This is a genomic window from Streptomyces sp. NPDC006309 (genome assembly GCF_040613095.1).
In the GTDB taxonomy this organism is placed as follows: domain Bacteria; phylum Actinomycetota; class Actinomycetes; order Streptomycetales; family Streptomycetaceae; genus Streptomyces.
The window spans coordinates 64,205-86,404 of the sequence record NZ_JBEXRO010000028.1 but is presented as its reverse complement, the minus strand read 5'-3'; the positions used below and the strand labels follow the sequence as shown (position 1 = coordinate 86,404).

Here is a 22,200-nt window from a genome sequence, read left to right as displayed (position 1 = left end):
GGCGAGCTGCGCCGGCCAGCCACCCGCATCCCCCGGGCCCCCCCCGGGGGGCGGGGGGGCGGCGCCGAAGGGGGGTGGCGCGCACGGCGCCGGGGGAGGGGCGCCCGCTTTATCCATCTGGCATGGACCGGTCAAATCTGTCACTCTTTCGGCAGTCGTCCGGCAGTCGTCGCCCCGACCCCGAGGGGCGCGACGGGCTCTTCGGCACAAGCGATCGCGCAAGCCCCGTACGCGGCCGCCCCGGCGAACCCCGGCCGGGCGGCCTTCGAGCAGGCCGGAACCCCGGCCGCCACGAAGGAGTAGCGTGTGAGAACGACCCCCCACAAGGCCCTCGGCGCCGGTGCGCTCACCGTCGCAGCGGTGGCCGCCCTCGTACTCCCCGGCACCCCCGCAGCCGCCGGCCCGGCCTCCGCCCCCGCCGCCTGCGCCCCCGCCCAGGTCATCACCGACCCGGGCTTCGAGAACGGCACTTCACCGTGGACGCAGTCCCCGTCCACCGTGATCACCAGTCGTTCCGGACAGAGCGCCCACGGCGGCAGCTCCTACGCCTGGCTGGACGGCGCGGGCAGCACCCGCACCGACACCCTCGGCCAGAGCGTGACGATCCCCTCCGGGTGCGCCACCGCCACCCTCGGCTTCTGGCTGCACACCGACACCGCCGAGACCACCACGTCCGTCGCGTACGACAAACTGACGGCCAAGATCGGCAGCACGACGCTGGCCACCTACTCGAACCTGGACGAGAACACCGGCTACGTCCACAAGACCATCGACGTGTCGTCGTTCGCGGGCCAGACGGTGAACCTGTCCTTCACCGGCACCGAGGACTCCAGCCTCCAGACGAGCTTCGTCCTGGACGACATCACCCTCGATACCTCCGGCGGCACCACGCCACCATCGGCCGACTCCACCCGCACCCCCGCGGCACCCGCGTACACCGTGAACCTCAGCAGCGACACGAGCGGCACCGTCTGGACCGGGCACGAGAGCGCAACCTTCACCAACGCCTCCGCCACCGCGCTCGGCGAGGTCTACCTGCGGCTGTGGGACAACTACCACGGCACCTGCGACGCGATGCCGGTCAAGGTCAGCAACGTCACCGGCGGCAGCGCCGGCGCCCTCTCCGTGGCCTGCACCGCCCTCAAGATCGACCTGCCGTCCCCGCTCGCCCAGGGCCAGTCCGCCACCATCGGCTTCGACCTCGGCATCACCGTGCCCAGCGGCGCCGACCGGTTCGGCCACGACGGCGCGTTCAGCTTCGTCGGCAACGCCCTGCCCGTCCTCGCCGTCCGCGACAGCGCCGGCTGGCACCTGGCCCCGTACACCGACAACGGCGAGTCGTTCTACTCCCTGGCCGCCGACTTCAAGGTCACCCTGGACCACCCGACCAGCCTGCTGGTCCCGGCCACCGGCACCTCCACGGAGACGCCCGGCTCCAGCGGCCGTACGGTCACCACGGCGACCGCGGCCAAGGTCCGCGACTTCGCCTGGGCCGCCGGACCGTTCACCAAGATCTCCGGCACCTCGGCCGCCGGCGTCCCGGTGAACGTGTACTCCGTCTCGGGCATCAGCTCCTCCAGCGCCCAGTCGATGCTCAGCACCGCCAAGACCGCGGTCGACGCCCACGCGGCCCGGTTCGGCGCCTACCCCTACGGGGAACTGGACGCCGTCATCGACAACAACTACTGGTTCGGCGGCATGGAGTACCCCGGGTTCGTCCTGGACCTGGTCAGCACCACCGCCCTCACCCACGAGATCGCCCACCAGTGGTGGTACGGCATCGTCGGCGACGACGAGTACACCAGCCCCTGGCTGGACGAGGCGTTCACCGACTACGCCACCGACCTCGCCCAGGGCAAGACCGGCAGCAACTGCTGGAGCAGCGTCTCCTGGGCCTCCAGCACCGAGAAGATCAGCAACTCGATGGCCTACTGGGACGCCCACTCCTCCCGGTACTCCACCGTCGTCTACGGCTACGGCAAGTGCGCCCTGCACGACCTGCGGCGCGTCCTCGGTGACACCGCCATGGCCAAGCTGCTGAAGGACTACGCGAGCGCGCACTGGTACGGCGTGTCCACCACGGCCGAGTTCAAGGCGGCGGCCCAGGCCGCCACGAGCACGGACCTGACCTCCTTCTGGACCCAGCACCGCATCGACGGCTGACGGCCACCCGAACGGCTCAAGGACCGGCCGCGGAAGGCATCGTTGGGCGGTACCCGGGGTGCGGGACGACCCGACCCCGGGTCAGATGGAGTGCGTGCGAAACTCCGTAGCCCCCCTCCGCGGCCGGTATCCCCTGTGCCTCACCGGCACCCTGACCGGCCTCCTCCTGTTCCTGTCCAGCGTCCCGGCCGTGCCCCTGCCGGCCGGCGGCGCTCCCGTACGCGGCAACGCCTACATGGGCATCGGCGTACTCGCCCACGACGGCTCCGACGGCACCCCGCCCCCCGCCCCCCGCGCCTCCCAGGCCGAGGGCGTCGACGTCTCCAGCTATCAGGGAGCCGTCGACTGGAAGGCGCTGTGGGGCGACGGCACCACGTGGGCCTACACGAAGGCCACCGAGGGCACCTCCTACACCAACCCCTACTTCAGCTCGCAGTACACCGGTTCGTACAACACCGGCCTGATCCGCGGCGCCTACCACTTCGCGACGCCGGACACCTCCGGCGGCGCCGCCCAGGCCGACTACTTCGTGCAGCACGGCGGCGGCTGGTCCAACGACGCCAAGACCCTGCCCGGAGCCCTCGACATCGAGTGGAACCCCTACGGCGACGACTGCTTCGGCAAGTCCAAGAGCGGCATGGTCAGCTGGATCCGCGACTTCCTCAACCGGTACAAGTCCCGCACCGGCCGGGACGCGGTCATCTACACGGCCACCAGCTGGTGGACCCAGTGCACCGGCGACTACGCCGGCTTCGGCGCGACCAACCCGCTGTGGATCGCGCGCTACGCCTCCACGGTCGGAGCACTGCCGTCGGGCTGGAAGACACACACCATGTGGCAGTACACCTCCACCGGCAAGACGGTCGGCGACCACGACCGTTTCAACGGCCCCCAGGACTCGCTGCGGGACTTCGCCACCGGCTGAGGGAGATCCGGCGGCCGGGATCGGGCCGTGCCGCCGGCCCGGGCCCGGGCCGGCGGCCGGAGGGGCCAGGAGCAGCAGGCCCACCGCGGTGAGCAGGAGTGACTAGGCTCGGTGCGTGCCGCACGTCGAGATACTTCAGCTGCTGGTCTCCCCGGTCCACCGGCTCTCCGGCCGGCCCGGCGACGGTCCGCCCGAACTGCCGCCCGGGGAACTGGTGACGACGGCCGAGGTCCGCGCGGGTCTCGGCATCGTCGGCGACCGCTACTTCAACCGCCCCGCCCACCGCGACGCGTCGGTCACCCTCATGGCGGCCGAGCGGCTGCCGCAGCCGGGACCCCACCCGGCCGGGCTGCTGCGCACCCGGCGCAACGTACTGCTGCGCGGCGTCGACATCGACGCGTACACCGGGTCGACGGTCTACCTCGACTGCGGTGCCGGACCGGTGGAACTGGAGGTGCGCCGGGCCGCCCGGCCGTGCGCCTGGATGGACACCACCCTGGGTCCCGGTGCCCAGCGCGCGCTGCGCGGCGGCGGAGGAGTGCGCTGCCGGCCGCTGACCGACGGCGTCCTCAAGCTGGGCCCGGCGGTGTTCGGAGTGCGGTAACCCGGACGGACGGCGGCGGCAGGCGGCGCGTGAGTCACGAGGGCCCGAGCGTCCCGTCCCGCGGACCGGGCGCCGGGCCACGGCACCGGCGTTCCGCCCGGCCCGGCGGCGACCCCGAGGGGGGCCCACCGGTCTCGTGGACGACGGTGACCCCCGGCGGCCGAAGCGCTCAGGCATTCGAGGCGGCCAGTTGCCCGGCCAGCCGGTGGGCCTGGGCGAGCAGCGCGCCGTAGGTGGCGACCTCGTCGGGGTCCTCCCTGACGGAGCGGGCCAGGTCCCGGCGCAGTTCGCTGAGCGTGCCGCGCAGCCGGGCCACGGACTCGCCCAGCTCGTCCTCGCACGCGTCGCCGAACCGGCTGTGGCTGTACAGCCGCAGCGCGTGGGCGGTCTGGCGCAGGAACTCGGCGTAGCGCCGGGCCGGACCGGGCCGCGGCCGGGGCGGCGGGCGGTCCTCGGCGGCTGCCTCCATGACCGTGCGGGTCACCCCCGCGGTGTGGACGGACGCGTAGTCCAGGACCAGGAGGGCGTCGTCGTACTCCTTGCCGGGCGGCGGCACGGCGCCGGCGCGCCGGCGGCGCAGGTTGACCCGCAGGCTTTCGCGGCTCCACTCGACCGCCGAGCGGGCCTCCTCCACCAGCCGGCCCAGCCGCAGGGCCCGCTCGTGCCAGGCCCCGGCCTCCTCGGCGTCCCAGCGTCCCCCGGCCAGCCCGTCGGCCACGTCCCGCAGGATGTCGTGGGCCTCCTCGGTCGCGTCCTGGAGCACGGAGCGGGTGTCGCGCAGATACAGCGGCGGCCGTACCAGCGCGTTGACGGCGATGCCGACGACCGCCCCGAACAGGGCCTCGGTGAGCCGGGCCGTGGAGGTGGCGACGCTCACGGGTGGGTTGGTGAGGACGAACAGGGCGCCGGTGGCCGCGTTGATGCCCTGGCTGCCCAGCCGTCGCCACCGGCCGAGCAGCATCGCCGGGGGGAGGACGACCGCCATCGCGGCCACCGTGCTGTGCAGCAGCAGCCCGGCCGCGGTGGCGGCGATCGTGCCAACCCCGATCGCCGCGAGCTGTTGCAGCCCGTGGGCGATCGACCGGTAGACGGTCGACTCCACCAGGACGACCGCCACCCAGGGCGCGACGAACGCCACCGGCGCGTGCAGCCACCACCCGGCCACCACCCAGGCCAGCCACGCGGCCAGCGCGGCCTTCACCGCCTGGAGGGCCATGTCCCGTTCCCGGCCCGGTCCCGTCCAGGCCCGTCGTACCGTCTGTACCGCGTCCGACACATCACGCCGTACACCCTGCAAGGTCACTCCTGTCCCACGCACGGTGACCCGGGTGCCACCGGTCGGCCCCCGTCATGCCGCCCAGCAGTGCCCCGGCATTGTGACGACGCGCACCACCGCGCGGCGCGGCGGGCCGTCAGGGGGGTACCGCGCGCAGGGCGCGCAGCACCGACCAGACCACCGAGACCAGCGGGACCGCCACGATGGCACCGATCACCCCCGCGACGATGCTGCCCGCGATGACGGACAGGGCGACGACCAGCGGGTGCAGCCGTACCGCCCAGCTCATCACCAGCGGATGCAGCACATGCCCCTCGAGCTGGCCGATCACGACGATCAGGACCAGCACGCACGCCGCCGTGAAAGGTCCGCGCCCGGCGAGCGCGACGACCGTGGCGACCGCGAGGGCGACCGGCGAGCCCACCAGCGGCACGAACGCCGCGAAGAACTCCAGCAGGGCCAGCGGCAGCGCCAGCGGTACCCGCAGCACCAGCAGGGCGACACCGACCAGTACGGCGTTGGTGGCGGCCACGATGATGATGCCCCGCGTGTACCCGGCGAAGCTGTGCCAGGCCGCCCGCCCCGCCCGGTCCCAGGCCGCACGGGCACCGGCGGGCATCAGCTGGTCGCGTGCCCAGCCCCACAGGTGCTCGCCGGAGTGGATGAAGAACACCGACGCGAACAGCGCGAGCGCGCCGCCCGCGACCACCTCCACCACCCGGCCGAACTCGTTGACCGCGCTGCTGAGCAGAGCCGCCCGGTGTGCCGAGAGATAACCCGTCAGCTGGTCCTGGAGCGCGGAGAGCCGGGCCGGACTGAGCCGGAACGGCGGCCGTTGCAGCCACTCCTGGATGCGGTGCGTACCGCCGCGCAAGTCGCCCACCAGCCGGCCCGACTCGTCCGCCACCGCGCTGCCCACGAGGGCCAGCAGGGCCAGCAGGAGCAGCAGGCTGCCGATCAGCGCCAGGGCCACGGCGACGGGCCGCGGCAGGATCCGGCCGAGCTGGTCGACGAGCGGGCGCAGGACGGACGTCACGACCAGCGCGAGGAACAGGGCCACGGCGATCAGCTGGAAGCTGCCGAGGACGCTGAAGACGCCGTAGACGACGACGCCGACGAGGATCAGCCGCCAGGAGAAGGCCGCGGCGACCCGCAGCCACGGCACCGTCCGCTCGGCCGGCGGCGCGGGCGGCTCCGGCCGGGGCGGTGCCGGCAGCCGCACCGAGTGCGCCGGCCGGCTGCCGAGCACCCGCCCGCCCGCCCGCCGCCCGCCGCCTCGCCCGGTCACCCGCCCGCGCTCCTCACCCACCACGGCTCGCACCTCCTCGCCACCCATGACGGACGGTCACCTTCACAGCACCGTAAGCACAGGGCGGCGAGGGGGCGCGCCGAGCGCACCCGCCGGACCCGCCACCCGGCGACCGCCGCCACCCGCGCGCACGCCACGGCGCACAGGCGGCACCCGCCGGGTGTGGCCGAACAGGTGCCGGGAGGCGGGCTGGGTCGAACGGGCGGCGCCGCCGAAGAGGCGGTACGGCCGAACGGGCGCCGGTCAGGGCGGGCGGCCGTCGGCCGGCCCGCTCCGTGCCGAGGGGCGGGCCGGTTCCGCGCGGTCACAGAACCTTCACAGCGGGCGAGGGTGGGCACGCCGCGGGAGGGCACTCGCGTCGGTGTCCCCGGCAGGAGGGGGAGCCTCCAGTGATCATCGTCGCGGTTCTGCTGTTCCCGGTCCTCAGCCTCCTGCTGTACGGGCTGGATCAGGTTGAGGACCGGTGGGTGCTGCGGCCTCCGTCCCGTCGCTCCCGTCACCGCCGGGGGAGCCGGGCGGGCCGGCGGTGACCGGCGTCCCGCCGCACCGGCGGTGACGGACGATCGCCTTCCCGAGTTCGGCCCGCTCGGACTCGGGAAGCGCGCCGCCCTGGGCGTAGTCCAGGACGTGCTGGGCGACCGTCCGCAGTTTGGTGTTGGTGTGCTGGGAGACCTCCCGCAGCGCCCGCCAGGCCCCTTCCGGCGTCAGCCGCCCCAGGACGACCACGACACCGATGGCCTGGTCGATCACGGCGTGCGAGGTGATCGCACGCCGCAGCTGCTGGTTCTCCTCGTACATCCGGTGGTGTTCGGTCACCAGGTCGGTGGTCGAGAGTAGGACGAGCGGCTGGTTCCGGGAGACGGCGAAGAAGGCCATTGGAGCACCTTTTCGAAGTGGGGGCGTCACTGCTCCGCCTGCCCCCGGTGAGCGTATGCATACGAATTCAACCAGTACCACCGGTTACGGGCGCGCCGTACCGGTCCGCGTCCTACACGGCCCGGCCCGTCGGCAGCAGCTCACGGATGTCGGCGGGCAGCGCCCCGGCCATCCGTTCGGTCAGTTCCGGGGCGAGGGCGGCGTCCAGCACCTCCAGGACGGCGGCGGCCTCCCGCAGTGCCGTGTCCTCGTCGGTCCCGGCCCGGACGGCGATGCGTCCGGCGAACGCGGTCAGTCCGAACCGTTCGCCCGACGTGCCGGAGTCCGGCCCGGCCGAGGCGTCGGCCGCCTCCCGCATGGCCGCCGCCATGTCGTGCGGCAGCTGGGCCGCCACATGCCGGGCCAGTCCCGACGGCAGCCGTTCCGACAGCGTGGTCACCACCGCGTGCGCGGCCCGCTCGGCCGTTCCCCGGTCGGGCAGCTGGGCCAGCGCCTGCACCTTTCCGATCAACTCGTCGTGCCGCATGATGCCGGTCCCTTCGCGCGAAGTCCTGACGGCAGCGCCGTCCCGCGGGCGTGGCGGCCCCGCACGGGTACCCCCGCACCCGCGCCGCGTCACCGTCACCGGACGCCCGGTGGTGTCGTCGCCGTGGCGCGGGGCGGGCGTCGGCGGCGTAGGATCGGCTGATCATCGTGCGAGGTGCGCATGACAGGAGTGGGACTGGCCGCACCGCTGTGGGACATCCACAACGGGCAGGGGCCGCGGCAGCTGGCCGAACTCGGACTGGCGCTCGTGCTGTCCAGCCTGATCGGCTGGGAGCGCGCGGCCCAGCAGAAGAGCGCGGGCCTGCGCACCCACACACTGGTCGGCATCGCCAGCGCGCTGATGATGGAGGTCTCCCAGCACGGGTTCAGCGCGGTGCTGGGCCTGGAGAACGTCTCCTTCGACCCCTCCCGCGTCGCGGCGCAGATCGTCTCCGGGATCGGCTTCATCGGCGGCGGCCTGATCTTCGTACGACGTGACGCCGTACGGGGCCTGACGACCGCCGCCACCGTCTGGCTGACCTGCGCGGTCGGCATGGCCTGCGGCGGCGGGCTGCCCCTTCTGGCGGTGGTGGTGACGGCCCTGCACTTCCTGGTGGTGCGGGGCTACCCGCGGCTCTCGCGCCGTCTGGTCCCCGGCACGGCCGCCACCTTCGAGGCGCGCCTGACCTACCGGACCGGCTCGGCGCTGCTGCCGCGCCTGATGGAGGCCTGCACCCGGCGCGGCTTCCGGATCGTCCAGGTCAAGGTCGAACGGCTGCCCGACCGCGCCGACGCCGCCGCCCGGGTCCTGCTGCGGCTGGAGGGCACCGCGGACCCCTCCCGGCTGGCGTCGGAACTGTTCCAGGACGACGGCGTCCTCGACATCGAGCTGACCACCGCGGCGGACGACGAATAGCCGGCAGCCGGCACGGGGAGGTCCCGGACCTTTCCGCGCGCGGGACGGACGGCGACGGCCGACCGCCCGCGGCGGACCGTCCACGATGGCCGACCGCCCGCGCGGACGGCGGACCGGCCACGCGGGCGGTGCCGCGGCCGGCTCAGTCCTCGGTCGCCTGCTGGGTCCACGTCCAGGCGTAGTGGAGCCAGTCCGACACGGTCAGCGCGCCCAGGCCCCCGCACACCAGCCGGGTGAACCGGGGCGCCACCGCGTAGGAGCAGACCAGGGCGCCGGCGGCCCGGGCGGCGGTGCAGAACGGGCAGGACAGCAGGTCACCGACGGCCCGCCGGGAGCCGGTGCCCCGGGGTTCGCCCATGACCTCGCCGGCCCCGCCCCGGCCCGTGCGGCGGGTGAACGGCGCCCGCAGAAAGCTGGTGACCCTTGTCTCGGGTCAGCACCCTCGACGCCTTGTACGTCGCCGCGCCGAGCAGGGCGACGTCCCACGGCGGCACCTCCTCCGGCAGCCGGACTCCCCGCTGCCGGGCCACCACCGCGAAAGTGCCGACGCCCGCCGCGAAGACGGAGGCGAGAGCCGCGTATCCCGCGAGGGGAACCTCGCCCTGGTCGTCGTAGCCTGCGGCGTCCGTCGTCATGGGACCTCCCGAACGTGATCACGTGCCCTTCCCGGAGCGCGCACCGAGTGCCCTCGCCCGCGAGGGCGACACGTGGCCTTCCGGCGCGTCACCCGGCACACCGCCTCCGACGTGGGCCAGGACACATATGACCTGGTTCGCACCCCCTCCCCCAGGTGCCCGGTGCCGGGCTACCGTGACGTGGAGCCCCTTTCCCCTGCGTACCTCGGACGGCCCGGCTGTGCTCACCGACCTGTCTCCCCTGATAGCCGCGACGGCACGCTGGCTGACCGTCGCCTACCCGCCGTGCGGCGGAGCGCTGGCCGCCGCGCTGTGCGAGGCGCAGGCCCGGCAGGCCGTGACCGTGGCCGCCTGGCTGCGGTATCCCACCGAGATCGACGCGGCCCTGGTCGCCCTGGCCGGCCCCGGGGGCGCGACCCGCCTCGACTGGCTCAGCGGCGCGGAGCCAGCCGACGGCCACCCGGCCGACGAGCGGGCGTGGCGTACCTGGGTGGACGAGATCGTGGCCAGCTGGGCCGCCGCGCTGCTCACCGACGCCGCACTGGCGGGGGCGGCCGTCGCCGCGCTCGCCGGGGGTGAGCACACCGCGTCCGCGCCGGTCGAGTTCCGCCGGCTGCTCGCCCCGGACGCCGGCGACCGTCGCGCCGCCGCCCTGCTCCGCCACCCCGACCTGCTCGCCCCGGTGGCCGAGCTCCACCAGGACGAGCTCCTCGACCGCCTCGCCCCCGGCCGGCCCCTCGCGGCCTGACCGCCTCCCCGCCGATCCCGACGGACGGCGGCCACCCCCCTGCTCCCGACCCTGCCCGGCGTCGGCGAGCGGTCACCCCAGGCCGTCGAGGTGGCGGGCGGCCGGCACCCGCAGTTCCTCCAGCGCCCGCTCGGCGGACCGCAGGCGCCCGGCGGGGAACAGCAACACGCCCTGCACGCCACGCCACGACGAGCCGGACAGCGCCGTACGGCACCCGCGCGGCTCCGCCGTACGCCGGCGCTGTGCGACCGCCGTACGCCCGCGCCGTAGGACCGCCGTACGCCGGCGCGGTACGACCGCCCTACGACCGCGCCGTACGGCACCTGCGCCGCCCCGCCGTAGGACACCCGCCCGCCTCCGCCGTACAACCGCCGCCCGCCCCCGCCGTGCGCTCCGGATGGCGGAAGCGACCCGGGTGAGGCCGGCGAAACGCCGCGGCGGTTCTTCGCGGCACCGCGGCGAACGGCGAGCATGCCGTGCCATGGACATCCTGCTGGTCGCCAGCGCGTTCAACAGCCTCTCCCAGCGCGTGTACGCCGAACTGTCGGACGTCGGGCACCGGGTGGACGTGGTGCTCGCCGCACACGGCCCCGACCCGGTCCGCGCCGCCGTGCGCGAGCTGCGGCCGGAGCTGATCGTCGCGCCGATGCTCAGGACGGCCCTGCCCGAGGACGTGTGGCGCGACCACACCTGCCTGATCGTGCACCCCGGCCCGCCGGGCGACCGCGGCCCGTCCGCGCTGGACTGGGCCGTCGCCGACCGGGCGGAGCAGTGGGGCGTGACCGTGCTGCGGGCCGAGGCGGCGATGGACGCGGGCGCGATCTGGGCGGCCGAGCCGTTCCCCGTGCCGCCCGTCGGCAAGAGCGACCTCTACCGCAACGAGGCCTCCGACGCCGCCGTCACCGCCGTGCTGACGGCCGTACGGCGCTACGCCGACGGCTCGTACAAGCCCCTCCCGCAGACCGACGCGTCGGTCACGGTCGTCTGGCGCGACTTCTTCCGGCAGGAGCAGCGGCGGATCGACTGGGAGCGGGACGACACCCAGACGGTCCTGCGCAAACTCCGCGGCGCCGACTCCCAGCCGGGCGTCCTGGACGAACTCCTCGGCCGGGAGGTGTTCCTGCACGGCGGGCACCCCGAGGACCGGCTGCGCGGCCGTCCGGGCGCCCTGCTGGCCCAGCGCGCCGGAGCCGTCTGCCGGGCCACCCGGGACGGCGCGGTCTGGATCCCGGAACTGCGTCCCCGCCGCGACTCCGGCGACCCGGCGCCCTTCCGCCGCCCGGCCGCCTCGGTGCTCGCCTCCCACCAGCCCGGCCTGCGCCTCCCGGACGACCCCGCCCCCCTGGAACTCCCGCCCGGCCGGCGCACCTGGACCGACATCCGCTACCACCAGCACGGTGACACCGGCTTCCTCGCCTTCTCCTTCCCGGGCGGCGCCATGAGCACCGACCAGTGCCGCAGACTGCTCGCGGCCTACCGGGAGGCCCTGACCCGTCCCACCCGCGTCCTCGTCCTCGGCGGGGCACGCGACTTCTTCTCCAACGGCATCCATCTGAACGTCATCGAGGCCGCTCCCGACCCGGCAGAGGAGTCCTGGACCAACCTCAACGCCATGGACGACCTCGTGGAGGCCGTGCTGCGCACCACCGACCGGCTGGTGGTGGCCGCCCTCGCCGGCAACGCCGCGGCCGGCGGGGCCATGCTGGCCCTCGCCGCCGACCAGGTGTGGTGCCGCACGGGCGTCGTCCTCAACCCGCACTACCGGCGCATGGGCCTGTACGGCTCCGAGTTCTGGACCTACTCCCTGCCGCGCCGCGTCGGCCCCGGCCACGCCCGCCGGCTGACCACGCAGGCACTGCCGGTCAGCGCCGCGTCCGCCGAACGGCTGGGCCTCGTGGACCGGCTGGTGCCCGCCGTGCCGGGGGACTTCGCGGCCGCGGTGCGGCGGCTGGCGACCGCGCTCGCCGCCGCCCCGGACCTCGACGCGCGGATCGCCGCCAAGGCGGCGGCCCGCGCGGCGGACGAGCGGGAACGTCCCCTGGCCGACCACCGGCAGGCGGAACTGGCCCGCATGCACGCCGTCTTCTTCGACCCCTCGGCCCCCTACCACGCCCTGCGCTCGGCCTTCGTCCGCAAGACACCCGCCGGCTCACCCCGGCCCCTGGACCCGGCCGCCGGAGACGCCCGGTGACGCCCCGGATCCTGGTGGCCGGCGTCGGCAACATCTTCCTCGCCGACGACGCCTTCGGCCCCGAGGTGATCCGCGCACTCGGACGGCGCCCGCTGCCGCCCGGGGTACGGGTGCGCGACTACGGCATCCGCGGCCTGGACCTCGCCTACGACCTGCTGGCCGGCTGTGCCACCGCCGTCCTGGTCGACGCGGCCCCGCGCGGGCACCGCCCCGGCACCCTGTCGCTGATCGAGGCCGAACCCCCCGACGGGACCGTCGCGCCCGAGGCCCACGGCATGGACCCGGCGACGGTACTGGCCCTGGCCAGGCACCTGGGCGACGAGCCGCTGCCCAGGGTCCTCGTCCTGGCCTGCGAACCCGGTGTCCTGCCGGACGGCGACGACCTCCTCGGCTCACTGAGCGCACCGGTGCGCGAGGCGGTCAGCCGGGCCGTGGACGCGCTGCACACGCTCGTCCCCGCCCTGCTCGACGATCCGGCCGTACCCCTGCCTCCGTTGGGCCGCCCGGTGGAATCCGGCACCCCGCCCCCGGCAGCGCTGCCCGTTACGGCGCGCGGCGGCACCCAGAATCGGTGAGATGCCGGGCCGCACGCGATGCGGCCCGCGTCCCGTCACCCCACCCGAGGAGCAGCGCCCATGTGCCGGTCCGACGTCAGACAGGCCGTCCTGGCGAAGAACGACGACCTGGCCGCGAGCCTGCGCGGCGACCTCGCCCGGCAGGGCGTGACCGTGGTCAACCTGCTGTCCAGCCCCGGCAGCGGCAAGACCGAACTCCTCGGCCGGGTCCTGGCCCGCGCGGTGGAGCGCGGCGTCCCGGTGGCCGCGCTCACCGCGGACCTGGCCACCGAGAACGACGCCGTCCGGCTGGCCCGTTCCGGCGCCCCCGTCCAGCAGCTGCTCACCGACGGACTGTGCCACCTGGAGGCCCGTCAGGTCCGGGCCCGGCTGGCGGGCTGGCTGCCGCCGGACACCTCCGTGCTCTTCGTGGAGAACGTCGGCAACCTGGTCTGCCCGGCCGCCTACGACCTCGGTGAGACCCTGCGCGTCGTGCTGATGGCCGTCACCGAGGGCGAGGACAAGCCGCTGAAGTACCCGACCGCGTTCGGCTCCGCCCACCTCGTGGTGATCACCAAGACCGACCTCGCCGGGCCGGCCGGCTTCGACGAGAGCCTCTTCCACGAGAACGTGCACCAGGTCAACCCGGGCGTGGAGATCGTACGATCCTGCGCCCGGACCGGTTCCGGCGTCGGCACCCTGCTCGACCGCGCCCTCGCCGCCCGCGGCGGAACCCCGCCGCACCGCCCGCCGCTCGCCCCCCACCCGCACGTCCACCACCCCGATTCCGCTCCCGTCGCGTGACGGCGCCCGCCGCCGGCCCGGTCCGCCGCCGCATCACCGTGCGCGGCACGGTGCAGGGGGTCGGCTTCCGGCCGTACGTCCACCGGCTGGCCGCCGCCCTCGCCCTGCCCGGGTTCGTGAGCAACACCGCCGACGGCGTGCTCATCGAGGTCGAGGGCCCACCGGACGAGGTGGACCTGTTCGTCCGCCGGCTGGCCGAGCGGCCGCCCCCGCTGGCGACCGTCACCGGCGTCGGCTGGGAGGACGTCCCCGCCACCGGCGCCACCGGACCCTTCGGCATCCGCTCCACCGAGCGCTCCCCGGGCCGCACCCACCTCCCGCCCGACACCGCGACCTGCGCCGACTGCCTGCGCGAACTGGCCGACCCGGGCGACCGCCGCCACCGCCACCCCTTCCTCACCTGCACCCACTGCGGCCCCCGCTTCACCGTCGCCACCGGCATGCCCTACGACCGCGTCGCCACCACCATGGCCGGCTTCCCGATGTGCCCCGCGTGTGCCCGGGAGTACGCGGACCCGGCCGACCGGCGCTTCCACGCCCAGCCCGTCGCCTGCCCCGACTGCGGCCCACGGCTCGCCCTGGTCCCGGCCGACGGGACCGGCGTCCGCCCGGCCCGGGACGCGGCGGCACTCGCGGCGGCCCGCGCGCTGCTCGCCGCCGGGCGGATCGTCGCCGTCAAGGGCGTCGGCGGCTACCACCTGGCCTGCGACGCCACCGACGCCCGGGCCGTCACCGCGCTGCGGGACCGCAAGGAGCGCGGCGGCAAGGCCTTCGCGGTGATGTGCGCGGACCTGTCCACGGCCGAACGGATCGCGGTCCTCTCCGACGCGGAACGCGACGCCCTCACCGGCGCGCACCGCCCCGTCGTCCTGCTGCGCCCCCGCACACCCCCCGACGGCCTCCGCCTCGCCGGCCAGGTCTGCCCCGGCAGCCCGCACGTCGGCGTGATGCTGCCCTACACCCCCGTCCACACCCTGCTGTTCGGGCTGCCCGGCGATCCCCCGGGCCCCCGCGTCCTGGTCATGACCAGCGGCAACCGCTCGGGCGAGCCCATCGTCACCGACGACGCCCAGGCGCTGACCCGGCTGGCCGGCCTCGCCGACGCCTGGCTCACCCACGACCGGCCCATCGCCTCCCCGTGCGACGACTCCCTCCTGCGTGTCCGCCCCGACGGCACCGCCCAGGTCCTGCGGCGCTCCCGCGGCTACGTCCCCCGCCCGGTGCGCCTGCCGGTCCCGGTGCGGCCCACACTCGCCGTCGGCGGTGACCTCAAGAACGTCCTCTGCCTGGGCGAGGGCGATCACGCCTGGCTCGGGCCGCACATCGGCGACATGGGCGAGCTGGCCACGCTGGACGCCGCCGAACGGGCCGAGCGGCACCTCACCCGGCTCACCGGAGTCACCCCCCGGCGGGTGGCCGCCGACCGGCACCCCGGCTACCACTCGACCCGCCGGGCGCACACCCGGGCCGCCCGGCTCGGCCTGCCCGGGCCGGTGCTGGTCCAGCACCACCACGCCCATGTCGCCGCCACCATGGCCGAGCACGGTCTGGACGGCACCGCACCCGTCATCGGCGTCGCCTTCGACGGCACCGGCTACGGCGACGACGGCACGGTGTGGGGCGGCGAGGTCCTGCTCGCCGACTACACCGGCTACCGGCGCTTCGCGCACCTGGCCCCCGCCCCGCTGCCCGGTGGCGACGCCGGCGTGGCCAACCCCTGCCGGACGGCCCTGGCCCGGCTGTGGGCGGCGGGACTGCCGTGGACGCCGGAGCTGCCGAGCGTCGCCGCCTGCTCGGACACCGAACGCGCGGTGCTGCTGCGCCAGCTGGAACGCCAGGTGGCCTGTGTGCCGTCCTCCGGCATGGGGCGGCTCTTCGACGCCGTCTCCTCGCTCGTCGGCGTGTGCCACCGGGCCGGCTACGAGGCGCAGGCCGCACTGGAACTGGAGGCGGCGGCGCTGGAGGCCGCCGGCGCGGACGCCGTGGCCTACCCCTTCGGGCTCAGCGGTACGGACCGCCTCACATGCAGCCCCACACCGATGCTGCGGGCGCTCCTGCACGACCGGGCCCGTGGCACCCCCGCCCCCGTGCTCGCCGCCCGCTTCCACCGCGGCGTCGCGCGGGCCGTCACCGAGATCTGCCGCCGCGCCCGCACGGCCACCGGCCTGGCCACCGTCGCCCTCACCGGCGGCGTCTTCGCCAACGCCCTGCTGGAGGAGGAGTGCGCCGCCCTGCTCGGCCGGGACGGCTTCAGGCTCCTGCGGCACGGCGAAGTCCCCCCGAACGACGGCGGTCTCGCGCTCGGCCAGCTGATGGTCGCGGGAACAGCCGTCCACCACGAGACGGAGTGACCCATGTGTCTGGCAGTGCCCGGCAAGGTCGTGTCCATCGACCATCGCGCCGACCCGCTCACCGGGCTGATCGACTTCGGCGGAGTGCAGAAACAGGCGTGCCTCGAATATCTCCCCGATGTGCGGGTGGGGGAGTACGTCATCGTCCACGTCGGCTTCGCGCTCCAGCGCCTGGACGAGGAGTCGGCCCGGGCGTCCCTGGAACTGTTCGAGCAACTCGGGCTGCTGGAAGAGGAGTTCGGTGACGCCTGGGAGCAGGCGGCCCGGCAGGAGAGCGGAAGTGAGACCCGGTGAAGTACCTCGACGAGTTCAACGACCCCGCCCTGGCGCGCCGGCTGCTGGACGAGATCCGCGCCACCGCCACCCGCCCCTGGGCGCTCATGGAGGTCTGCGGCGGCCAGACCCACTCCATCATCCGCCACGGCATCGACCAACTCCTGCCGGAGAAGGTGGAGTTGATCCACGGCCCCGGCTGCCCGGTGTGCGTCACGCCTCTCGATGTCATCGACAAGGCACTGGAGATCGCCGCCCGCCCCGGCGTGATCTTCTGTTCCTTCGGCGACATGCTCCGCGTGCCGGGCACCGACCGGGACCTGTTCCGCGTCAAGGGCGAGGGCGGTGACGTACGCGTGGTGTACTCCCCGCTCGACGCCCTCGACCTGGCCCGCGCGAACCCGGACCGCCAGGTCGTGTTCTTCGCGATCGGCTTCGAGACGACGGCCCCCGCCAACGCCATGGCCGTGCACCAGGCCCGCAGGCTCGGCCTCGACAACTTCAGCCTGCTGGTGTCCCACGTCCGGGTCCCCCCGGCGATCGAGGCCATCATGACCTCGCCCAGCTGCCGGGTGCAGGGCTTCCTCGCCGCCGGTCACGTGTGCAGCGTGATGGGCACCGCCGAGTACCCCGAGCTGGCCGCGAAGCACCGGGTGCCGATCGTCGTCACCGGCTTCGAGCCCCTGGACATCCTCGAAGGCATCCGCCGCGCCGTCCACCAGCTGGAGCGCGGACAGTACGGGGTGGACAACGCCTACGCGCGCGCCGTGCGCGACCAGGGCAACCCGGCGGCCATGCGCATGATCGAGGAGGTCTTCGAGGTCACCGACCGCAACTGGCGCGGCATCGGACGCATCCCGGCCAGCGGCTGGCGGCTGACCGACGCCTTCCGCGCCTACGACGCCGAACACCGCTTCGACGTCACCGGCATCCGCACGGAGGAACCCGCCGTGTGCCGGGCCGGTGAGGTCCTGCAAGGGCTGATCAAGCCGACCGAGTGCGAGGCGTTCGGCACGGCCTGCACCCCGCGCACCCCGCTCGGCGCCACCATGGTCTCCAGCGAGGGCGCCTGCGCCGCCTACTACCTGTACCGCCGGATGAACGCCCCGGCACAGCAGGGATCCCGTATCCCGCAGGAGGAGATGAACTCCGTTGGCTGACCTCGCCACCGAAGCCACCGAAGCCGCCGCGGCGGGCGCGTCGGCCGTCGACCCCGCGAACTGGACCTGCCCGGCGCCCCTGCGCGATCAGCCGGTCGTCGTCATGGGCCACGGCGGGGGCGGCACCCTGTCCGCCGAACTGATCGAGCAGATCTTCGCCCCCGCCTACGGCAACCCCATCCTGGCCGCCCTCGCCGACTCGGCGGTCCTCGACCTGGGAGGCGCGCGGCTGGCCTTCTCCACCGACTCCTACGTCGTACGCCCCCTGTTCTTCCCCGGCGGCAGCCTCGGCGACCTGGCCGTCAACGGCACCGTCAACGACCTCGCCATGAGCGGCGCCCGGCCCGCGTACCTGTCCACCGCCTTCATCCTCGAGGAGGGCGTGGAACTGGCCGTGGTGGAGCGCGTCGCACGTGCCGTCGGCGCGGCGGCCCGGACGGCGGGCGTGACCGTCGCCACCGGTGACACCAAGGTCGTGGAGTCCGGGCACGGCGACGGTGTCTACGTCACCACCGCCGGCGTCGGCCTCGTGCCCGACGGCGTCGACATCCGCCCGCAGCGCGCCCGGCCGGGTGACGCCGTCATCGTCAGCGGCCCCATCGGCCTGCACGGTGTGGCCATCATGAGCGTGCGCGAAGGCCTGGAGTTCGGGACCGAGATCGCCTCCGACACCGCGCCCCTGGCCGACCTCGTCGCGGCCATGCTGGCGGTCACCCCGGACATCCACGTCCTGCGCGACCCCACCCGGGGCGGCCTCGGCGCGTCCCTCAACGAGATCGCCCGCGCCTCCGGCACCGGGGTCCGGCTGCGGGAACGGGCCGTCCCCGTCCCGGACGAGGTCGCCAACGCCTGCGGCTTCCTCGGCCTGGACCCCTTGTACGTCGCCAACGAGGGCCGGCTCGTCGCCTTCGTACCCCCCGAACACGCCGAGGGCGTGCTGGCGGCCATGCGCGCCCACCCGCAGGGCACCGGCGCGGCCCTCATCGGCGAGTGCGTGGCCGACCACCCGGGCATGGTGGTCGTCGCCACCGGCCTCGGCGGCACCCGTGTGGTGGACCTGCCGCTGGGAGAGCAGCTGCCCCGCATCTGCTGAGCGGCCGGGCGGTGCCGGCCCCGCCGTCAGGGCGGGACCGGCACCGCTTCGACCCCCGTGATCTCCAGCTCCCGCCCGCTGCGCAGCTCCCGCGACGGCCGGTCGCAGCACGGGCACCAGAAGAACGGCGGCATGCCCACCGCGAACTCCTCGGCGCACTCCCCGCACCAGGCCCGGGCGGGCACCCGCTCCACGACGAGCCGGGCCGCCGCGAGGGCCGTACCGTCACGGGCCACCTCGAAGGCGAAGTGCAGCGCGTCCGGCACCACACCCGCCAGCTCACCGACCCGCACGGTCACCGACGAGACGCCGCCGGCGCCGTCCGCCCGGGCGATCTCCCCGGCCCGCTCCACGATCGCGGTCGCGATCGACAGCTCGTGCACGCCGCCCTCACGGATACCGGCGGCGGGCGCGCAGGCCCCCGGTCATCCGGTAGATCCGCACCTCGCGCACGAGACCCGGGAACTCCTTGACGACCAGCGCCGCGACCAGGCCGCCGACCAGCGCGGCCTGGACCAGCAGCAGCCGGCGTCCCGACATCTCCGCGCGCGCGGTGCCTCTTCGCCTGCGGACGTCCATGACGGTCCCTTCCCTCTCTCTCATCCCGGGTCTCATCCCGGCGAGATGTTCGGCATGTCCTTCACCAGGGCGTCGTGCCGCTTCCAGTGGATACCGGTGGAGCGGCGCGCGTCGGAGGTGCCGTCCTCGTGGTGTCCGGTCTGACGGTGGTACGGGCCCCAGTTGCCCTGGTGCAGTCCACGCACGTGGGTGGGTGTGTCGGGCTTCGCCTGGGGGCGGCCCACTCGGATGCTGCCCATGTCCGATCTCCTTTTTCGGGTGTTCACGACCGCTCGGTCAGCTCCTTGAAGAACTGTTCTACGGCCGGCCACACCCGGCCGCCACCGGACAGGCCCCGCCACTCGCGGCGGATCACGGCCGTCATCCGGAAGCAGTCGTCGACCGGCACGATCCAGTGCTCGTCCAGGCCGCGCACGCTGTTCACCAGCAGCGCCTCGACATCGGGTGCCATGGAGGCGAGCTGCGGCACCTCGGCCGCCAGCCGCTGCCAGGCCGCCGCGTCCACCTCCCACCGCATGGCCCCGGCCGGACTCGGCCCCTGCGCGGTGACCGTGCCGTCGGAGCGCGGCACGAAGAACACCAGCCCCACCGGGACGCCCAGCACCGCCGTGTCGACCGGCGGCAGCCGCAGCCGGCGCCGGGGCACGAGCCGGTAGCGGCCCTCGCCGGCCCCGTCGGCGGCGAACAGCACCGAGCAGGGACGGCACACGCAGCGCACCTCGGCGGGACCGGTCTCGTACAGATGGGCGTGTTCGGGGCCCACCGGGGCGGCGCACAGCTCGCAGGACTCGGCCCCGGCCCGCTCCACGCGGTCGGCGGCGGAGCGGATCACCCGCGCGAGCGCCCCGTCCACGCTCACGGCGCCTCCTGGGCCACGGGCCGGCGTCGGATGCTGGTCAGCGGCACGAAAGCGGGCGCCGCGACGCGTTCGGGGGTGGCCTCCACCGTCTCCACCGAGGTCAGCTCGGGAGCGACGGCCAGCACCGCCGCCCGGACCGCCTCGGTGACGTCCGAGGAGCCGCCACCGCCACCGCTGCCGCAGCCGGAGCCGCAGCCGCCGCCACCGGACTTCAGCCGCACCCGCGCCACCTGCCCCTCCAGGCCGGCCCACTCCAGCTCACCGCCGCGCTCGCGCACCGCCGGCCGTAGTTTCTCCACCGCGCGGGCGGCCCGGCGCTCGGGCGGCTCGGGGTGGATGTCGTGCAGGACCAGCAGGTGACCGAGCAGCTCGTCCTCGGCGAGCCGCTCCCGCAGCGGACCCTCCGCGTGGTCCAGCACCCGGGCGAGGGCCTCGCCGTAGACCTCGGTCAGCAGCGCCACCGCCTCCAGCGCCGGGCCGGGCATGGCCTCGAGCCCGGCCAGCGCCTCGTCCAGGCGGGCGAGCCGTGCCTCCACCGCCGGGTCCGCGAGCCGCGCGGCGTCAGCCATGGTCGGCTCCGTACGTCGGCGAGTGCACGGTGGTCAGGGTCTTGCCCTTGCCCATGTACATGTGGACGCCGCACGGCAGACAGGGGTCGAAGCTGCGCACGGTGCGCATGATGTCGACGCCCTTGAAGTCGTCGGGCCCGTTCTCCTCGAAGATCGGCTGGCCCTGCACGGCGTCCTCGTACGGGCCAGGGGTGCCGTAGATGTCGCGGGGGCTGGCGTTCCACGGGGTCGGCGGGTACGGGTGGTAGTTGGCGATCTTCTTGTCGCGGATCACCAGGTGGTGGGAGAGGACCCCGCGCACCGCCTCGTGGAAACCGCAGCCGATGGCCTCGTCCGGCACCTCGAAGTTCTCGTACACCTTCGTGTCGCCGCTGCGGAGCATCTGCATCGCCTCCTCCAGGAACTGGAGGGCCATGGCGGCGGCGTAGGCGATGAAGTACGGCCGGGCGCGGTCCCGTTCCAGGGTGTTGCTCCACTTCGGGATGCGCCACTCCAGGGTCGTCTCCGGCAGCTTCTCGCCCTTGGGCAGGGTGATGCGGATGCCGCCGCCGGTCGCCTTGACGTACGGGGTGTCGACCAGGCCGCTCAGCGCGGTCGACCAGAGCCGGGCGAGGGGCCCGCCGCCGGTGTCCAGGGCGAGGTGCTCACCGGTCTGCTGGTGGTACCAGCGCGGGCTCATCACCCAGCTGTAGTTGCCGTCGAACTTCCGCTTCTGCGGCACCGGGACGGTGGTCTGGTTCCACGGGTGGCGCATGTCGACGGGGTTGCCGAGCGGGTCGTGGGTGACGAAGGGCTCCTCGTTGACCCAGTCCTCGTAGAACGAGCTGCCCAGCATGATGCGCAGGCCGAGGTTGATGTCGACCAGGTTGTTGGTGACGAGTTCGCCGTCCACGATGATGCCCGGGGTGACGTACATCGCCTTGCCCCACTCGTTCATCGTCGCGTAGCGGTAGTCGACGACGTCCGGGTTCTGGAAGGCACCCCAGCAGCCGAGCATGATGCGGCGTCTGCCGACCTCCTCGTAGCCGGGCAGGGCCTCGTAGAAGAAGTCGAAGACGTCGTCGTTCATCGCCACCGCCTTCTTGATGAAGTCGATGACGCGCATCAGCCGGCTGAGGTAGTCGGTGAAGGTGCTGGGCTGCGGCATCGTGCCGACCCCGCCCGGGTACAGCGTGGAGGGGTGCACGTGCCGGCCCTCCATCAGGCAGAACATCTCCCGGGTGATCCGGCTGACCTTCAGCGCCTCTTTGTAGACCTCGCCCTCGAAGGGGTTGAAGGCCTTCATGATGTCGGCGATGGTCCGGTAGCCGTGGATGTCCCCGCGGGGCGCGTCGGTACGCTCGGCGCGGGCCAGGACACCGGGGTTGGTGGCCTTGACCATGGCCTCGCAGAAGTCCACGAAGACCAGGTTGTCCTGGAAGATCGTGTGGTCGAAGATGTACTCCGCGGCCTCGCCCAGGTTGGTGATGTGCTCGGCCAGCTTGGGCGGCTTGACGCCGTACGCCATCTGCTGGGCGTAGTTGGAGCAGGTGGTGTGGTTGTCACCGCAGATGCCGCAGATCCGCGAGGTGATGAAGCCGGCGTCACGCGGGTCCTTGCCCTTCATGAACACCGAGTAGCCGCGGAACAGCGACGAGGTGCTGTGGCACTCCACGACTTCCTGGTTGGCGAAGTCGATCTTCGTGTAGATCCCCAGGTTGCCGATGATCCGGGTGATCGGATCCCAGGACATGTCCACGATCTGGGCGGGTTTGCGTCCTGTGGGCCGGGACTCGGTGGTGGTCATCTGC

General features: G+C 74.1%; 23 protein-coding genes. 12 read left to right on the top strand and 11 right to left on the bottom strand.

The features are described from left to right. The first annotated feature begins 306 nt into the window (after positions 1-306). The 3 genes from ABZ117_RS29110 (at position 307) to ABZ117_RS29100 (ending at position 3,692) form a co-directional block, all read left to right on the top strand. On the top strand, positions 307-2,163 hold the full coding sequence (locus tag ABZ117_RS29110; RefSeq protein ID WP_356824827.1) for a M1 family aminopeptidase: 1,857 nt from the start codon (positions 307-309) through the stop codon (positions 2,161-2,163). A gap of 85 nt (positions 2,164-2,248) precedes the next feature. Further along, entirely contained in the window at positions 2,249-3,088 is an 840-nt protein-coding gene (locus ABZ117_RS29105) for a lysozyme (RefSeq protein ID WP_356824825.1), read from the top strand. A 115-nt stretch (positions 3,089-3,203) separates the two neighbouring features. After that, positions 3,204-3,692 carry a molybdenum cofactor biosysynthesis protein gene (locus tag ABZ117_RS29100; protein ID WP_356824823.1) on the top strand — a complete coding sequence of 163 codons (489 nt, stop codon included), beginning with the start codon at positions 3,204-3,206 and terminating at the stop codon, positions 3,690-3,692. A 169-nt stretch (positions 3,693-3,861) separates the two neighbouring features. Here ABZ117_RS29100 and ABZ117_RS29095 read toward each other — a convergent pair whose 3' ends face one another. The 4 genes from ABZ117_RS29095 to ABZ117_RS29080 form a co-directional block, all read right to left on the bottom strand. Beyond that, on the bottom strand, positions 3,862-4,908 hold the full coding sequence (locus ABZ117_RS29095; protein ID WP_356824821.1) for an aromatic acid exporter family protein: 1,047 nt from the start codon (positions 4,906-4,908) through the stop codon (positions 3,862-3,864). Positions 4,909-5,104: 196 nt separating this feature from the next. Then, a complete protein-coding gene (locus ABZ117_RS29090; RefSeq protein ID WP_356824819.1) occupies positions 5,105-6,304 on the bottom strand; it encodes an AI-2E family transporter in 1,200 nt (399 codons plus the stop codon). Between the two features lie 396 nt (positions 6,305-6,700). Further along, positions 6,701-7,153, bottom strand: a complete 453-nt coding sequence (locus tag ABZ117_RS29085) for an ANTAR domain-containing protein (RefSeq protein WP_356824817.1) — start codon at positions 7,151-7,153, stop codon at positions 6,701-6,703. Positions 7,154-7,265: 112 nt separating this feature from the next. Continuing rightward, positions 7,266-7,679, bottom strand: a complete 414-nt coding sequence (locus ABZ117_RS29080; RefSeq protein ID WP_356824815.1) for a DUF2267 domain-containing protein — start codon at positions 7,677-7,679, stop codon at positions 7,266-7,268. Positions 7,680-7,859: 180 nt separating this feature from the next. Here ABZ117_RS29080 and ABZ117_RS29075 point away from each other — a divergent pair, with 180 nt between their 5' ends. Continuing rightward, positions 7,860-8,594, top strand: a complete 735-nt coding sequence (locus ABZ117_RS29075) for an MgtC/SapB family protein (protein WP_356824813.1) — start codon at positions 7,860-7,862, stop codon at positions 8,592-8,594. 142 nt (positions 8,595-8,736) lie between these two features. Here ABZ117_RS29075 and ABZ117_RS29070 read toward each other — a convergent pair whose 3' ends face one another. Continuing rightward, positions 8,737-9,003, bottom strand: coding sequence for a DUF1360 domain-containing protein (locus tag ABZ117_RS29070; RefSeq protein ID WP_356824835.1), 267 nt, complete (start codon positions 9,001-9,003; stop codon positions 8,737-8,739). Positions 9,004-9,449: 446 nt separating this feature from the next. Here ABZ117_RS29070 and ABZ117_RS29065 point away from each other — a divergent pair, with 446 nt between their 5' ends. The 8 genes from ABZ117_RS29065 (at position 9,450) to hypE (ending at position 18,403) form a co-directional block, all read left to right on the top strand. Beyond that, the gene (locus ABZ117_RS29065; RefSeq protein WP_356824811.1) at positions 9,450-9,977 is read left to right on the top strand and encodes a hypothetical protein; all 528 of its coding nucleotides are present in this window, start codon (positions 9,450-9,452) and stop codon (positions 9,975-9,977) included. Between the two features lie 481 nt (positions 9,978-10,458). Then, positions 10,459-12,168 carry a hydrogenase maturation protein gene (locus ABZ117_RS29060; protein WP_356824809.1) on the top strand — a complete coding sequence of 570 codons (1,710 nt, stop codon included), beginning with the start codon at positions 10,459-10,461 and terminating at the stop codon, positions 12,166-12,168. After that, positions 12,165-12,743: a hydrogenase maturation protease gene (locus tag ABZ117_RS29055; RefSeq protein ID WP_356824807.1), complete on the top strand. Its 579-nt coding sequence runs from the start codon at positions 12,165-12,167 to the stop codon at positions 12,741-12,743. The genes ABZ117_RS29060 and ABZ117_RS29055 overlap by 4 nt, the downstream gene beginning before the upstream one ends. A gap of 60 nt (positions 12,744-12,803) precedes the next feature. Beyond that, positions 12,804-13,526 (top strand): hydrogenase nickel incorporation protein HypB, encoded by a 723-nt coding sequence (hypB, locus tag ABZ117_RS29050; protein ID WP_356824805.1) that lies wholly within the window; start codon positions 12,804-12,806, stop codon positions 13,524-13,526. Further along, entirely contained in the window at positions 13,523-15,877 is a 2,355-nt protein-coding gene (gene hypF, locus ABZ117_RS29045) for a carbamoyltransferase HypF (protein WP_356824803.1), read from the top strand. Before hypB ends, hypF begins: the two co-directional genes overlap by 4 nt. A 3-nt stretch (positions 15,878-15,880) precedes the next feature. Further along, positions 15,881-16,171: a HypC/HybG/HupF family hydrogenase formation chaperone gene (locus ABZ117_RS29040; RefSeq protein WP_356824801.1), complete on the top strand. Its 291-nt coding sequence runs from the start codon at positions 15,881-15,883 to the stop codon at positions 16,169-16,171. Further along, the gene (gene hypD, locus ABZ117_RS29035; RefSeq protein WP_356824799.1) at positions 16,168-17,310 is read left to right on the top strand and encodes a hydrogenase formation protein HypD; all 1,143 of its coding nucleotides are present in this window, start codon (positions 16,168-16,170) and stop codon (positions 17,308-17,310) included. The genes ABZ117_RS29040 and hypD overlap by 4 nt, the downstream gene beginning before the upstream one ends. A gap of 103 nt (positions 17,311-17,413) precedes the next feature. Beyond that, positions 17,414-18,403 (top strand): hydrogenase expression/formation protein HypE, encoded by a 990-nt coding sequence (gene hypE, locus ABZ117_RS29030; RefSeq protein WP_356824833.1) that lies wholly within the window; start codon positions 17,414-17,416, stop codon positions 18,401-18,403. A 26-nt stretch (positions 18,404-18,429) separates the two neighbouring features. Here hypE and hypA read toward each other — a convergent pair whose 3' ends face one another. The 6 genes from hypA to ABZ117_RS29000 are packed head-to-tail and all read right to left on the bottom strand — an operon-like array spanning position 18,430 to position 22,196. Then, entirely contained in the window at positions 18,430-18,786 is a 357-nt protein-coding gene (gene hypA, locus ABZ117_RS29025; RefSeq protein WP_356824797.1) for a hydrogenase maturation nickel metallochaperone HypA, read from the bottom strand. A 7-nt stretch (positions 18,787-18,793) separates the two neighbouring features. Next, the gene (locus ABZ117_RS29020) at positions 18,794-19,006 is read right to left on the bottom strand and encodes a hypothetical protein (protein ID WP_356824795.1); all 213 of its coding nucleotides are present in this window, start codon (positions 19,004-19,006) and stop codon (positions 18,794-18,796) included. Between the two features lie 8 nt (positions 19,007-19,014). Next, positions 19,015-19,221, bottom strand: a complete 207-nt coding sequence (locus tag ABZ117_RS29015) for a hypothetical protein (RefSeq protein ID WP_356824793.1) — start codon at positions 19,219-19,221, stop codon at positions 19,015-19,017. A gap of 23 nt (positions 19,222-19,244) precedes the next feature. Next, the gene (locus tag ABZ117_RS29010) at positions 19,245-19,841 is read right to left on the bottom strand and encodes a DUF5947 family protein (RefSeq protein WP_356824791.1); all 597 of its coding nucleotides are present in this window, start codon (positions 19,839-19,841) and stop codon (positions 19,245-19,247) included. Then, positions 19,838-20,410: a NifU family protein gene (locus ABZ117_RS29005; protein WP_356824790.1), complete on the bottom strand. Its 573-nt coding sequence runs from the start codon at positions 20,408-20,410 to the stop codon at positions 19,838-19,840. The genes ABZ117_RS29010 and ABZ117_RS29005 overlap by 4 nt, the downstream gene beginning before the upstream one ends. Next, on the bottom strand, positions 20,403-22,196 hold the full coding sequence (locus ABZ117_RS29000; RefSeq protein WP_356824788.1) for a nickel-dependent hydrogenase large subunit: 1,794 nt from the start codon (positions 22,194-22,196) through the stop codon (positions 20,403-20,405). Before ABZ117_RS29000 ends, ABZ117_RS29005 begins: the two co-directional genes overlap by 8 nt. Positions 22,197-22,200: the final 4 nt, after the last annotated feature.

What these genes read in the sequence shown, in the direction of transcription:
- ABZ117_RS29080 (WP_356824815.1), bottom strand. Translation starts at nt 7,679, where the DNA reads ATGCGGCACGACGAGTTGATCGGAAAGGTGCAGGCGCTGGCCCAGCTG.
- ABZ117_RS29000 (WP_356824788.1), bottom strand. Translation starts at nt 22,196, where the DNA reads ATGACCACCACCGAGTCCCGGCCCACAGGACGCAAACCCGCCCAGATC.
- ABZ117_RS29105 (WP_356824825.1), top strand. Translation starts at nt 2,249, where the DNA reads ATGGAGTGCGTGCGAAACTCCGTAGCCCCCCTCCGCGGCCGGTATCCC.
- ABZ117_RS29085 (WP_356824817.1), bottom strand. Translation starts at nt 7,153, where the DNA reads ATGGCCTTCTTCGCCGTCTCCCGGAACCAGCCGCTCGTCCTACTCTCG.
- ABZ117_RS29075 (WP_356824813.1), top strand. Translation starts at nt 7,860, where the DNA reads ATGACAGGAGTGGGACTGGCCGCACCGCTGTGGGACATCCACAACGGG.
- ABZ117_RS29040 (WP_356824801.1), top strand. Translation starts at nt 15,881, where the DNA reads ATGTGTCTGGCAGTGCCCGGCAAGGTCGTGTCCATCGACCATCGCGCC.
- ABZ117_RS29020 (WP_356824795.1), bottom strand. Translation starts at nt 19,006, where the DNA reads ATGAGAGAGAGGGAAGGGACCGTCATGGACGTCCGCAGGCGAAGAGGC.
- ABZ117_RS29095 (WP_356824821.1), bottom strand. Translation starts at nt 4,908, where the DNA reads ATGGCCCTCCAGGCGGTGAAGGCCGCGCTGGCCGCGTGGCTGGCCTGG.
- ABZ117_RS29090 (WP_356824819.1), bottom strand. Translation starts at nt 6,304, where the DNA reads ATGGGTGGCGAGGAGGTGCGAGCCGTGGTGGGTGAGGAGCGCGGGCGG.
- ABZ117_RS29015 (WP_356824793.1), bottom strand. Translation starts at nt 19,221, where the DNA reads ATGGGCAGCATCCGAGTGGGCCGCCCCCAGGCGAAGCCCGACACACCC.
- hypB (WP_356824805.1), top strand. Translation starts at nt 12,804, where the DNA reads ATGTGCCGGTCCGACGTCAGACAGGCCGTCCTGGCGAAGAACGACGAC.
- hypE (WP_356824833.1), top strand. Translation starts at nt 17,414, where the DNA reads ATGGGCCACGGCGGGGGCGGCACCCTGTCCGCCGAACTGATCGAGCAG.
- ABZ117_RS29060 (WP_356824809.1), top strand. Translation starts at nt 10,459, where the DNA reads ATGGACATCCTGCTGGTCGCCAGCGCGTTCAACAGCCTCTCCCAGCGC.
- ABZ117_RS29005 (WP_356824790.1), bottom strand. Translation starts at nt 20,410, where the DNA reads ATGGCTGACGCCGCGCGGCTCGCGGACCCGGCGGTGGAGGCACGGCTC.